Here is a 12,445-nt window from a genome sequence, read left to right as displayed (position 1 = left end):
TTAAGAGTTAGGTTCTCTTGATTGGCGGTTTTTGCATTGACTTTTACATGATTTATACATGTGATATTATCAAAAATGTTGTTTATAAGGTTATTGATAAGGAGTTGACCACATGAGTGATGTAATAAGCTGTTAAAGAAACCGAAAACTTGTACGAAGGAGAAGTCTTTATTTTTAAGGATTTGTTTAAAGGATATGTATGGAACAGGATACCGAGAAAGAAAGGACTGTACTAATGTCTTAGTAGATGTTTTTGAGATATTTTAAATAATATAAAAGAACACTTGAATAAATGCTCATATAACTATTGACACAAGAGAAAAACAATAATATAATAAATATACAACATATGAATGATTGTCCAAGTATTCAGATGAAATGGTTTAAAAGGAGGTCATAATATGACTAAAAAATTTAATTCAATTGAAAGATGTGACTGCAATGTAATTCATGAGGATATTGTAAATCAAGTTAGAGATAAAATGCCTCAAGAAGAAAGCCTTTATGATCTAGCAGAATTATTTAAAGTATTTGGAGATTCAACACGAATCAGGATATTATGGGCTTTACATGAAGCTGAAATGTGTGTTTGTGATATCGCTGTATTACTTAACATGACACAATCAGCAATTTCCCATCAGCTGAGAGTCTTAAAACAAGCTAATTTAGTGAAAAACAGAAAAGAAGGCAAAGTAGTATATTATTCATTAGTTGATGATCATGTAAGAGAAATATTTGACCAAGGTCTAATCCATATCAACGAGAAGTAGTAATGCGGTAGAATAGAATATTTTTTGAAGATATTTGGGAATATATTTAAGTCTTCATTTCAAATGAGCAATGCTTCAAGAAAATTTGAAAAAGACTTGTAGTATTCAAAATAAAATTACAAATAATATTTAGGAGGATTTAATAATGAAAAAGAAATTTATACTTGAAGGTTTAGATTGTGCAAATTGCGCGGCAAAAATGGAAAAGGCTATTAATGAGCTTGATGGAGTGAAAGAAGCTACTGTTAACTTTATGACCACAAAACTCGTTATTGATGGTGAGGATGAAAAAATGCCAACAATAATAGCAGAGGCCGAAAAAATAGTTAAAAAAATCGAACCCGATACAACTATGAAAAAGGCTTAAAGGAGGCTATTTAGTATGACAAAACGACTATGGCGAATAATTATTGGTGCAGCCGTGTTAGCTACAGCAGTATTGCTTAGTTTAAATAACGAATGGTTACAGATTGCTCTCTTTATAATAAGTTACATTATTGTAGGTGGAGATGTTGTAAAAAGAGCTGTAAAAAATATTTTTAAAGGTCAAGTTTTCGATGAAAGTTTTTTAATGAGTATTGCAACAATTGGTGCATTTTTTATTGGTGAGTATCCTGAAGGTGTTGCAGTTATGCTGTTTTATCAAGTTGGAGAACTGTTTCAAAGCTATGCAGTTGGCAAGTCGAGAAAGTCAATTGCAAGCCTTATGGATATTCGACCAGATTATGCAAATGTTAAAAAAGGTGATGAACTTGTCAAAGTTGACCCAGATGAAGTACAAATTGGAGATATTATTGTAATTAAAGCAGGAGAAAAAATTCCTCTTGATGGCAAGGTAATTGAGGGAAGTTCAATGATTGATACATCGGCACTAACAGGCGAATCTGTTCCTCGTGAAGTAGAAGTTGGAAGTGATATCCTAAGTGGGTGCATCAACATTAATGGGGTTATTACAGCAGAGGTTACCAAGGAATTTGGAGAATCTACTGTAAGTAAAATTCTTGATTTAGTTGAAAATGCAAGTAGTAAAAAATCCAATTCAGAACAATTTATTACGAAGTTTGCGAGATATTATACACCGGTTGTGGTTATAATTGCAGTTTTTCTAGCTATTATACCACCTCTTGTTATAGACGGGGCGACTTTTAGTGATTGGATATATAGAGCACTAGCATTCCTTGTGGTATCCTGTCCGTGTGCTTTAGTTATTTCAATTCCTTTGAGTTTCTTCGGTGGAATAGGTGGAGCCTCAAAAAAAGGTGTTTTAGTCAAGGGTAGTAATTATTTAGAGGCATTAGCAGAAACTGAAATTGTTGTTTTTGATAAAACTGGAACACTAACGAAAGGTGTATTTAATGTACAGGAAATTCATCCAGAAGGAGTTTCCAAAGAAGAGCTACTAGAATTAACTGCACATGCGGAAAGCTATTCCAATCATCCGATTTCACTTTCACTGAAACGTGCATATAGCAAAGAAATAGACAATGGACGTATTTCAGATGTAGAAGAGATATCAGGTCATGGTGTTATTGCAACAGTAGATGGCAAAAAGGTTATGGCAGGAAATATCAAACTTATGAAAATGATGGATATCCCTTATTTCAAGGGAGAGCTGATCGGTACTATTGTACATGTTGCTGTTAATAACAAATATATAGGTTACATTGTAATTGCCGATGAGGTAAAGGAAGATTCAGCACAAGCAATCAAGGAACTTAAGGCAGCTAATATTAAACAAACAGTTATGTTGACAGGTGATAATAAAAGTATTGGTTCAAAAGTTGCTAAAGAGCTTGGTCTTGATAAGGTTTATGCAGAACTGTTGCCAGCAGACAAAGTTGAAAAACTAGAAGAATTATTTTCGCAAAAATCTAAAAAAGGTAAGCTTGCCTTTGTTGGTGACGGAATCAATGATGCACCTGTATTAGCTCGTGCAGACATTGGAATAGCAATGGGTGGTTTAGGTTCTGATGCGGCCATTGAAGCTGCTGATGTTGTAATTATGACCGATGAGCCATCGAAAATTGCTACTGCAATGAAGATTTCTAAAAAGACACTAAAAATTGCACATCAAAACATAGTATTTGCAATTGGAATAAAAATAATTGTTCTTATTTTGAGTGCTTTTGGAATAGCTACTATGTGGGCAGCTATATTTGCAGATGTAGGTGTAACTATCATTGCAGTATTAAATGCTTTTAGAGCTTTGAATGTAAGGAATCTATAAACTATTTTTCCTATTCACCCCTTGAATGATACCGATAATTGACGATACAATCAAGGGGTATTTTTTAATTTAAAAACTATAAATGAAAATTGGTTGGGATTTACCTTGAATTAAATGGTTTTAAAGATATGGAGGTTATGTAATTGAAAGTTATTGATGAATGTTGCTGTGAATGTATCACACAAAATTTAAATAGAACAAAGGAGAGTTGCCCTGTCTGTAATAATGAAGGAGTAACAGTTAGTAGGATAACCGTTGAACACTTGGTGACAGATGATTATCGTAATGCCGTTGATGGAGATCAATATAAGATTTGCATGAACGAGGACTGCGACGTTGTTTACTATAACTTAGATAATGAAATAAAATTCTTGAAAGACCAAGTTAGAGTTCCTATCTGGTTTAAGAAAGATGCAGATCCTAAGTATGCTTGTTATTGTAGCGAAGTCACAGAAAATCAGGTGATTGAAGCAGTTGTAAAGCATGGCGCGAAATCCGTAAAAGAAGTAAATGCCATCACTGGGGCAATGAAAAATTCTAATTGTAAAGAAAACAATCCGTTGGGAGTTTGTTGTCATAAGATTATTCAGGAAGCTATCGATAAAGGCTTGAAAATGAAATAATTACAGTCGATATGTTCCTACAAACGAGAGCCAATCTTTGATATGTTTCCATCTACGAGCGTGGATATGTTCCCCATAACCATAGGGGTTGAGACGGTAGCACTTTTGTCCAAACTCGATGTCGATAAGCACATAAGTGTTGAAATTGAGTTGGATGAGATGGATTTGACAAGTGCGGAGAGCAAAGCAACATATGCTCAAATCAAAGAATATGTTTGGAATAAATTTGAATTAAAAGTTTCGACATTATATATTGCACAGATAAAAAGGAAATGTGGAATAGAATTACGAGAACATTACAACAAGTCTAAAAAGGAGAAACAAATTATTCCACAGTGTACACCTGAAAAAGAAGAAGCCATCATGGATGCCTTGAGACACTTCAAAATGATTTAATAGAAAAGAATGACAGCATATGACTTTCTGCATTTATTACATTCCTACTTGGTATTGTAACAGCGTTGTTGTATATCATTATGGTGTTCTGCTTATTTTTGGGTGTTATCTTCTTTTATTCAAGGAGAAGTCGGAATAGGTATTTTTGGCTTGGTTATTGGTTTCCTATTTAGTCCTTACGGACTTCCGATAGTAGGAGTAACTGTGATAGCGTTTATTGAATTGATAAATGATAAAATTAAAGCGGTTTGGATAAATTAGTATTTGTCAAGGAGGGAATATGGATTTTAGTAGGATGATTCCTGAATTATCAGTTTTTGATATTAATCTAACTAAAAAATTTTATAGTGAATTAGGATTTAAAATTGAATATGAACGTGTTGAAGATAAATTCGTTTTCATGTCTTTTCAAGAAAGTCAGTTTATGTTCGAACAAATTCATGATGATGGTTGGAATATAGGTGAGCTAGTATATCCTTTAGGAAGAGGAATAAATTTTTCAATAGCTGTCGATGATATTGAAGAACTGTATCAATTAGTGAATAATTTGAATATAGAATTATACAGAGAACTAACCAGAAACACATATCAAGTTAATGAAATAGAAGAAATGCAAATAGAGTTTTTAATTCAAGATCCCAATGGGTATTTGTTAAGATTTACTAATTAACAAATACCAGTTTGTCGAGCTAAATAAAACTGAATACCAAAGATACAAGACGATAGAAAGTAATAATTCTGTCGTCTTTTTAATTTTAAAGAAAGGAGATAAGTATGAAAAAATTATAGCAAATAAGATAAGAATCAAAAGAAATAAAAGATAAAATTGACCATACAGAAGAAAGGTTAAGGCAACTAAAAAATCAAGAAAAGAAGATATTGAAACAAGACATGGAGAAAAGAAGAAAAGAAAGAACTTGCATCGAGTATTGATTATCAAGTAGAATTATACTAAGAAGATTTGCACCAACTTAGTTGACACAACTAAGACAATATTTTTCCATTTGTGTAATGACCTATACGTTGAGAGAGGAGGTAAACTAAATTGATGAAAACACTTATTATGTTAGTCATTATCTGCTTAACAGCATCAATTATGATGGTAAATTTAATACTTATTATACCGAAATTTGGCTCGAAGCATTTCGGCGCACCTGATGATATCAAAGTTATGATGAGTAAGTTGCCAGATAAACCGATTTGGGTCAATATAATCGGCGGACTTATCATGATACTTGGATTGCTAGCCATTATAGCTGTTCTAGTCTGGGCAATTGTTGATACAGTAAAATTTAGTTTAACTTTTCAGCAAGCCTTTGTTAGATTTTTAATATTATTTGAAGGATATAAGCTTTTTGATATTATATTTTTTGATTACCTCATGCTTACCAAGTTAAAATTACCGACTAAAGTTTATCCACAGACGATTGGTGCCAAGGGATATGATAATTTTGGGTTTAATGCGAAAAGTCAGATTACAAAAGTTATAATATTCTTTTTCATGAGTCTAATTTTGGCATATTTACTGACCATTCTGGTTTAAATAGAAATTTACAATATTTAGAAAAAAGACGATTAGAAAAGTAAAAATCTAGTCGTCTTTTTTATTACAAGAAAGGAAATTAGTATGAAAAAATTAGAACAAATAAGACAAGAGTCAAAAGAAATAAAAGATAAAATTGACGATAAAGAAGAAAGATTAAGGCAACTAAAAAATCAAGAAAAGAATATATTAAAACAAGACATAGTAAAAAGAAGAAAAGAAAGAACTCATAGGCTCATAACAAGAGGAGCAATCTTAGAAAGCCTTATAGAAAATGCAGAAAAACTAACAGATGAAGAAATAAAAATCCTACTAGAAGAAGCAACAAAAACAAAAGAATTTAAAGAAACACTAAAAATAATGAGAGAAAATTAAGAAAAATAAAATAATTAAATCTCCCTTAGATTTCTAAGGGCGCAATTATACACCCTAAAGGGTGCTTGCGACCTGCGGTGCTTTTGCCCTACCGGGAGTAAAGAAAAAAGCTGAAGCATTTTTTCTTTGATGTTATCCGAGGAGCTGAACGAAAAATAATCGTTCGCTTTTTCAATGTCAAGGGTAAAATGCACTTCGCTACCGCTCAGCCCTTGACATTAAAATTTTGAAACGTAATCAGACGGTAAGCCGACACACTGAAACAACAAGAGTTGAAAATTCAGTAGTCGGCTTTTTCTATTCTATCATTTCAAAACGCTCATTCACAAAGAGGATATAAAAATCTATTAAGCCTCCACCTAAAACAACAAAAAAAGAAAGGAAGTGATAAAAATGGCAGACAGTTTTCATTTTTCAGTAAACATAATATCAAGAGGAAAAGGTAAAAGTGCAGTAGCAAGTGCAGCATATATAAGTGGAGAAAAAATAAAAAATGAATGGGACGGAGTAACCCATGACTATACAAGAAAAGAAAAAGTATTAGTAAAAAATATAATATTGCCTGATCATATACCAAAAGAATTTAATGATAGGTCTACCTTATGGAATAAAGTAGAAATGGCAGAAAAAAATTCTAATGCACAACTAGCAAGACAATTCATAATAGGACTACCAAAAGAATTAACTTTAAGTGAAAATAAAAGCCTGGTTGAAAGATTTATAAAAGAAAATCTAACATCACAAGGAATGATAGTAGATTATGCAATTCATGATGAGAGTCAAGATAAAAATGGGAATATCCATTGTCATATAATGACCATAATGCGACCCATAAACGAAAAAGGAGAGTTCTTAGCAAAGTCAAAAAAAGAATATATCCTAGATGAAAATGGAGAAAAAGTATTAAACAAAAATGGAAAACTAAAGACGAGAAAAGTAGAACTAACAACCTGGAATGATAAGGGCAATGTAGAAAAATGGAGAGAAAATTTTTCAGACCTTTGCAATGAATATCTAGCAAAAAACAAGATAGAAAAAAGAGTAGACCATAGGAGTTTTAAAAGGCAAGGCATAAAACAAATACCAACAATACATCTAGGATCAAGTGCTAGTGCAATGGAAAGAAAGGGAATAAGAACAGAAAAAGGAGATATAAATCGTGAAATAAAAAAACAGAATGAACTATTAAAAAACATAGGCAATGAAATAAAGAAGATAACATCATGGTTAGCAGGTTTTAAAGATAAGCTAAAAGAATCATATAAGGAATATAAAGACCAAAGTAAAAAGCAAATCGAAAATGAATCAGGACTATTTAACCTCTATGAATATTTAAGCTTCAATCAAGAAATGCAAGAAAATAATAGAGCTGAATTATCATTTTATGGGAAAAGAAACAAAGCAATCTATGATCTAAAAAGATATGCAAGTGGAATAAATTATCTAAGAGAACATAAAATAAAAACCATATCAGACCTACAAGGGCATATAAATATCTTAAGAAGTAAAAACTCTGAAATATATAAGACTATAAAAGAAAATAGTCAAAAGATAGAAGACCTTAATAAGTGCTTAGCCTATGCAAAGACTGTAAGAAAAACAAAAGCAACCTACCAAGAATATGAAAGCAAGAAAATATTCAAAGAAAGTTTCTACAAGAATAATCAAAAGGAAATAGACCAACATATAAGGGCAAGAAACTTAATTGAAAAAATCAGCGGAAAGAAAAATTTAAGAGAAAAAGAATGGTTAGGAGAAATCAAAAACCTAGAAGACGAAATCAGTAAATTAAATACAGAGTCAGAAAAGATAAGGGAAAGATACAAGGAAATAAATCATATTAAATATGCAGTAGAAGTAGTCAATGAAGAATATGATATTGACCTATCAATAGAAATTGACAAGGCAATTAAGAGAGGAGAAAAAGAAAGTATCATAGAAAAGATTAAAGAGTATAAACAAGATAGTGATAGCTTTAATAAAAAAAGACAAATGACTAAAGACTATTACAAAAATCAAGAAATATAAGACCTGGTAAAAATATATTATCCAAGCTATAATATGACCAAACAACTAAAGGCAGATCTAGGAGGTAATAGAGATGAATAAAAGGCAAGAGCTAATAGACGAACTCATAAAAGCAGATCAAGATGGAACATACAAAACATATAAAAGCACAGAAGAAATAAAAGCAATGAACAATGAAGAAATACAGATTATATATGCCAACATGAAAAACTATCTGTCAGACAAAAGAACACACATAAACTACTAAAGGTGGAAAAGCTGGATTTAAAAGAGATTGGTTAGGCAGAAAAACAGATAAAAGGCGTCCCCCTAAAGATGAATATATTTGTTCAACATATAACTTAGCAAAAGGGAATTTTGAAGAAAAATGTTCATCACACTATATCAGGAACGAAGTTCTTAATAAATTAGTTTTAGAGACTATCAAAGAAGTAAGCGAGTATGTAAAGTTGAATGAAGAAGAATTCATAAAAAAGTGTACTCAACCTCAAAAGAGCAAATGGCATTGGAAAAATCCATTGAACATTTAAAAAGTATATTAAAAAACTTTGAGGAAGATAATATTAGAGCAGATAAGTTTATATCACTTGTAAAGAAATATACTGATTTTAGCGAACTTACAACTCCAATGATAAATGAATTTGTAGATAAGATACTGGTTCACGAGGGTAAATGGGATAACTATGAAAGAACACAGGAAGTTGAAGTATACCTGAACTTTATTGGCAAGTTTGAATTGCCACAAGAAGAACCTAAAGAACTTACTCAAGAGGAACTTGATGAACTAGAGAAGCTAAGGAAAAAGAGAGAGAAGAAGCGAGAGTATAATTACAGATATTTAAAAAAGAAAAAAGCTAGTATGGAAAAAAATTATGACTTTGTGGTCGGCGTAGTTTTAAAACTGCACCGACTATTTTATTTCATACAAATAAATATGGAAATCAGTAAATTTTCTAAAAAAATATCTTACAACTATTGTTAGATAACACTAACTGATGTATAATCAATAATATCATTATTGATAATTCGATTATTGATTATACTATTAAAATAAAGTTTGGTAAGAATGGAGGAATGGACATGGCAAATAGAAACCATGAACTTGATAAACCAATCATTGAAGCTGCTAAAATAGAGTTTTTGCAAAATGGATTTCAGGCTGCTTCAATAGGCAATATTGCTAAAAGAGCGGGAGTTACAACGGGAGCAATCTATACAAGGTATAAAGGGAAAGATGAACTTTTTTATAGTTTGATAAAAGAATTTTTAGAAGCTATAAGTGTGAAAAGAAAAGAGAACGAATACTCGTATAGGGAATATTGCGTAGATAAAAACTTTGATCATTTTTTGCGTAGCATTCAGAAAGAAACCAAAGGATATGTAGATGTGTTATTTAAATATTACGAGGAGTGCAAACTAATACTTTGCTCAAGTAAAGGCAGTTCTGTAGAAGCAATATTTCGTGAAATGATGAATAATAAAATTTCCATAACAAAACAATTTATAAGGGAAAATATAGACCCGAATATAAGTGAGATGAAATTAGATTTGGTAGAGCTTTTAATGAATCAACAATTTAGTGCTTTTAAATTAGTGATTGAAAAAGGATATAGCAAAGAGGAGACAATCGAGTACACAAAAATGCTTGGCGAATTTATTGGGGCGGGTTGGGAAAAGATATTTGATGAAATTATAAATAGGTATTGAATTTATGTACGATAAAGGTAAGAAGGACGAAAATATTTTAGATTTTAAAATAGATTTTTCCTATGAAGGCAAAAAGGAAAAGTCGTTAGATGATGTAATTGGCAGCATATCAAAAGGAGATTGCATAGTTCTTTGTGGCGAATGTGGATGTGGAAAATCAACATTACTTAGGTGCTTAAACCATTTAATACCGGAGTTCTATGATGGGATATTTAATGGCTATATCTTGGTAAATAGCAACAATATAGAAAACAAGAACATTGGAGAAGTTGGAGAATTGATTTCGTCCGTTTTTCAAGATCCAAGAAGTCAATTTTTTACAATGGAAAGCGATACGGAAGTATCTTTTGGACTTGAAAATAAAGGGTTAAGCCATGAAATAATAAAAAGAAGAACAGAAGAAGCTTTTTCAAAATTTGGCTTGGAGTATTTGAAAAACAGGGAAGTATTCAAACTTTCAAGCGGAGAGCGTCAACTAATAGCGATTATGTCTGCTTGGGCAATGGATACGGATATTATTTTACTTGACGAGCCAACTGCAAACTTAGATTATTTAGCCATAGAAAAACTGAAAAATATCTTATTGCTTCTAAAAGAAGATGGAAAAACTCTAATAATCAGTGAACATAGGCTTTACTATTTGAAAGAGTTGGCTGATGAATATTGGCTGATAAAAAATGGAAGCTTTTATGAAAAGTATGATAAGGACGATTTTAAGATATTTTCTAAGGATGAATTAAATAATTTGTGTTTACGAGTTACGGATTTGAAGCAGATTGAGGTTCAGAAGAAGTGTTCTAATGTTGTCAATGATAAATTAGAGGTGAAAAATATATCCTTTGGATATAAAAAACAACATATTTTAAATGATTTGTCGTTTACAGCTTATTTGGGAGAAGTGACTTGCTTGATTGGCAAAAATGGTTCAGGTAAAACCACCTTAGGAAAATGTATATGTGGACTATTGAAACCACAAAAGGGAAGAGTTTTTCTAAAGGGAAAAGAAATGAGCCATGGGCAGCTATCGCAGGATAGCCTCTTTATTATGCAAGAAGCTGAATTTCAATTTTTTACAAATTCTGTATTATCTGAACTGAAGTACGGTGTAAATCGAAACAAATATGATGAGATAGAAGCTCTACTTAAAAAGTTTGATATGTGGAAATATCGTGATAGACATCCATTTTCTCTTTCAGGTGGGCAAATGCAAAAATTAACATTAATGATGGCGTATCTTTCGGATAAAAGTGTGGTTATTTTAGATGAACCAACCTCAGGAATGGACAAAAGAAGTTTAGATACTGTAGTGGGATTGATAAACGATATGAAAAAGAAAAAAATCGTGATAACAATTAGCCATGACTTAGAATTTATTTCATCAGTTGCGGATAAATGTTTGGAACTTGATGATGGAACGATACAAAGGATTTGTGAAGTAAAAGAGAATAGAGATATTGAAAGCATTAAAAGTATATTTGAAAAAGATTTAGAACATCAACCCCCGGCAAAAAGAGAAAAAAATCTTTTAGATCCGAGAACAAATATTTTGTTTTGGCTTCTTTGTATGGTTGCAGTAGGAATCGACAATAAAAGTTTGATTTTTGAATGCAATTTATTAGCTCTCGTTTTTTCTCTTGCAAATAGAAGATACAAGACCTTAGGAATTACTTCTGTCATTATAGGGCTTATTTACGGTCTTGAAATCATATATCCGAATGAAATTACAATATTTACGGCAAATTTGTTTCCTAGATTTATTTTAATATTTCTACTATTTCCTATTATTCTTGGAGGTAGAGGGACAACAAATATGCTTGCGGGACTTAGAAAAATAAGAATACCTGAGAAGTTATTATTGATTCTTGCAGTTTCTTTCAGGTTTTTCCCGGTGCTAAGGAATGATTTTAAATTACTTAGACAAGTGCTTAGAAATAGAGGAAGTTGCAAGCATAAAAATATAATAAAAGAAAAAATAGATTATCTTGAGGCTCTGATTGTATCACTCATTTTTCGAGTGATAAGAATAGGCGAAACTTTATCAGCTTCAGCAGAAACAAGAGGAATTGCTTTAAATCATAAAAAATCATCTTATGTTACTTTACAGTTTAATTTATGCGATTACATATTGATGATTGGAATGATAGTAATTTTGATGATAAATATTTTATAAAAATAGGAGGACTTAATCATGAACAAAAACAAATTGAAAGCGAAAGATATCATTACAGTTACTTTATTATCATTGTGTAACATTTTGATATTTTCGATAGGAACATTCATGTATGCAACACCAATTACCATACTTTTAACACCGGTGCTATACTCATTATTACAGGGCATTGTTTTCTATGTTATCGGAGTGAAAGTGAAAAAAAGAGGAGCGTTTTTTATATATTCCCTTATTCAAGGAGTGATAGCATTCTATCCACCATATATTTTGATGTTTGTAATTTCAGGATTGATAGCAGAGTTCTTATTATATAAAAAAGGTTATGGTAATTTAAAAGTTATTGGAATCAGCTATGTTATTCAGCAAACTTTGGCTTCAATTGGAAGTGTAATTTATCCATATACAATAGCCTTGAATAAAACTATAGGAGCCATGAAAGAAAAGGAGTTAGCTTCAAATATTACAGCGGCAGGCAAAATGATTTCTTCTTGGGGAACGCTGATCTTACTTGCCTTAGTTATAGTTTCAGCAATCGCAGGAGCTTATATAGGTAGCAAGGTCGTAAGGAAACATATTTTAGAAAAAGAAGCTAATTCATAGGGTGAA

At 31.4% G+C, this 12,445-nt stretch carries 14 protein-coding genes and 4 pseudogenes; all 18 read left to right on the top strand.

The annotated features are described in order from the left end of the window. Positions 1-140 precede the first annotated feature (140 nt). Positions 141-236, top strand: a pseudogene (locus CJ192_RS09435) (DUF1413 domain-containing protein); the annotation flags it as partial. A gap of 165 nt (positions 237-401) precedes the next feature. After that, positions 402-770 carry an ArsR/SmtB family transcription factor gene (locus CJ192_RS03360; RefSeq protein ID WP_003145044.1) on the top strand — a complete coding sequence of 123 codons (369 nt, stop codon included), beginning with the start codon at positions 402-404 and terminating at the stop codon, positions 768-770. Positions 771-915: 145 nt separating this feature from the next. Next, positions 916-1,137 carry a cation transporter gene (locus CJ192_RS09550; protein WP_003145146.1) on the top strand — a complete coding sequence of 74 codons (222 nt, stop codon included), beginning with the start codon at positions 916-918 and terminating at the stop codon, positions 1,135-1,137. 15 nt (positions 1,138-1,152) lie between these two features. Beyond that, a complete protein-coding gene (locus CJ192_RS03355) occupies positions 1,153-2,997 on the top strand; it encodes a heavy metal translocating P-type ATPase (protein WP_244897274.1) in 1,845 nt (614 codons plus the stop codon). Between the two features lie 143 nt (positions 2,998-3,140). After that, entirely contained in the window at positions 3,141-3,620 is a 480-nt protein-coding gene (locus CJ192_RS03350; RefSeq protein WP_102197767.1) for a Csac_0668 family 2Fe-2S cluster-binding (seleno)protein, read from the top strand. A gap of 63 nt (positions 3,621-3,683) precedes the next feature. Beyond that, positions 3,684-4,016 (top strand): annotated as a pseudogene (locus tag CJ192_RS03345) (23S rRNA (uracil(1939)-C(5))-methyltransferase RlmD); the annotation flags it as partial. A gap of 102 nt (positions 4,017-4,118) precedes the next feature. Then, positions 4,119-4,277, top strand: coding sequence for a CD1845 family protein (locus tag CJ192_RS09370; RefSeq protein ID WP_002841074.1), 159 nt, complete (start codon positions 4,119-4,121; stop codon positions 4,275-4,277). Between the two features lie 19 nt (positions 4,278-4,296). Then, on the top strand, positions 4,297-4,686 hold the full coding sequence (locus tag CJ192_RS03335; protein ID WP_060790067.1) for a bleomycin resistance protein: 390 nt from the start codon (positions 4,297-4,299) through the stop codon (positions 4,684-4,686). 143 nt (positions 4,687-4,829) lie between these two features. Then, a pseudogene (locus CJ192_RS09565) lies at positions 4,830-4,934 on the top strand (DUF3847 domain-containing protein); the annotation flags it as partial. A 130-nt stretch (positions 4,935-5,064) separates the two neighbouring features. Beyond that, a complete protein-coding gene (locus tag CJ192_RS03330) occupies positions 5,065-5,559 on the top strand; it encodes a hypothetical protein (RefSeq protein WP_035137264.1) in 495 nt (164 codons plus the stop codon). 84 nt (positions 5,560-5,643) lie between these two features. Further along, positions 5,644-5,934 (top strand): DUF3847 domain-containing protein, encoded by a 291-nt coding sequence (locus tag CJ192_RS03325; protein WP_002840797.1) that lies wholly within the window; start codon positions 5,644-5,646, stop codon positions 5,932-5,934. 393 nt (positions 5,935-6,327) lie between these two features. Further along, positions 6,328-7,962 carry a MobQ family relaxase gene (gene mobQ / locus CJ192_RS03320; RefSeq protein WP_102197765.1) on the top strand — a complete coding sequence of 545 codons (1,635 nt, stop codon included), beginning with the start codon at positions 6,328-6,330 and terminating at the stop codon, positions 7,960-7,962. Positions 7,963-8,035: 73 nt separating this feature from the next. Further along, on the top strand, positions 8,036-8,209 hold the full coding sequence (locus CJ192_RS09275; RefSeq protein WP_180960882.1) for a hypothetical protein: 174 nt from the start codon (positions 8,036-8,038) through the stop codon (positions 8,207-8,209). A 52-nt stretch (positions 8,210-8,261) separates the two neighbouring features. After that, positions 8,262-8,492, top strand: a pseudogene (locus CJ192_RS03315) (recombinase zinc ribbon domain-containing protein); the annotation flags it as partial. Continuing rightward, on the top strand, positions 8,462-8,944 hold the full coding sequence (locus tag CJ192_RS03310; RefSeq protein ID WP_219721365.1) for a DUF4368 domain-containing protein: 483 nt from the start codon (positions 8,462-8,464) through the stop codon (positions 8,942-8,944). The pseudogene CJ192_RS03315 and the gene CJ192_RS03310, both read left to right, overlap by 31 nt. A gap of 98 nt (positions 8,945-9,042) precedes the next feature. Continuing rightward, positions 9,043-9,669: a TetR/AcrR family transcriptional regulator gene (locus CJ192_RS03305; RefSeq protein ID WP_072537644.1), complete on the top strand. Its 627-nt coding sequence runs from the start codon at positions 9,043-9,045 to the stop codon at positions 9,667-9,669. 4 nt (positions 9,670-9,673) lie between these two features. Further along, entirely contained in the window at positions 9,674-11,839 is a 2,166-nt protein-coding gene (locus CJ192_RS03300; RefSeq protein ID WP_102197764.1) for an ATP-binding cassette domain-containing protein, read from the top strand. Positions 11,840-11,857: 18 nt separating this feature from the next. Continuing rightward, a complete protein-coding gene (locus tag CJ192_RS03295) occupies positions 11,858-12,439 on the top strand; it encodes an MptD family putative ECF transporter S component (RefSeq protein WP_094202952.1) in 582 nt (193 codons plus the stop codon). The last annotated feature ends 6 nt before the right edge of the window (positions 12,440-12,445 follow it).

Origin of the sequence: Anaerococcus hydrogenalis, assembly GCF_002871895.1 — a bacterium.
Classification (GTDB): Bacteria; Bacillota; Clostridia; order Tissierellales; family Peptoniphilaceae; genus Anaerococcus; species Anaerococcus hydrogenalis.
The sequence above is the reverse complement of the archived record's forward strand: the minus strand, read 5'-3'. Positions and strand labels throughout refer to the sequence as shown.

Excerpts from the sequence above, each read along its gene's own strand:
- CJ192_RS03360 (WP_003145044.1), top strand. The coding sequence starts at position 402 with ATGACTAAAAAATTTAATTCAATTGAAAGATGTGACTGCAATGTAATT.
- CJ192_RS09550 (WP_003145146.1), top strand. The coding sequence starts at position 916 with ATGAAAAAGAAATTTATACTTGAAGGTTTAGATTGTGCAAATTGCGCG.
- CJ192_RS03355 (WP_244897274.1), top strand. The coding sequence starts at position 1,153 with ATGACAAAACGACTATGGCGAATAATTATTGGTGCAGCCGTGTTAGCT.
- CJ192_RS03335 (WP_060790067.1), top strand. The coding sequence starts at position 4,297 with ATGGATTTTAGTAGGATGATTCCTGAATTATCAGTTTTTGATATTAAT.
- CJ192_RS03330 (WP_035137264.1), top strand. The coding sequence starts at position 5,065 with ATGAAAACACTTATTATGTTAGTCATTATCTGCTTAACAGCATCAATT.
- CJ192_RS03325 (WP_002840797.1), top strand. The coding sequence starts at position 5,644 with ATGAAAAAATTAGAACAAATAAGACAAGAGTCAAAAGAAATAAAAGAT.
- mobQ (WP_102197765.1), top strand. The coding sequence starts at position 6,328 with ATGGCAGACAGTTTTCATTTTTCAGTAAACATAATATCAAGAGGAAAA.
- CJ192_RS09275 (WP_180960882.1), top strand. The coding sequence starts at position 8,036 with ATGAATAAAAGGCAAGAGCTAATAGACGAACTCATAAAAGCAGATCAA.
- CJ192_RS03310 (WP_219721365.1), top strand. The coding sequence starts at position 8,462 with ATGGCATTGGAAAAATCCATTGAACATTTAAAAAGTATATTAAAAAAC.
- CJ192_RS03305 (WP_072537644.1), top strand. The coding sequence starts at position 9,043 with ATGGCAAATAGAAACCATGAACTTGATAAACCAATCATTGAAGCTGCT.
- CJ192_RS03300 (WP_102197764.1), top strand. The coding sequence starts at position 9,674 with ATGTACGATAAAGGTAAGAAGGACGAAAATATTTTAGATTTTAAAATA.
- CJ192_RS03295 (WP_094202952.1), top strand. The coding sequence starts at position 11,858 with ATGAACAAAAACAAATTGAAAGCGAAAGATATCATTACAGTTACTTTA.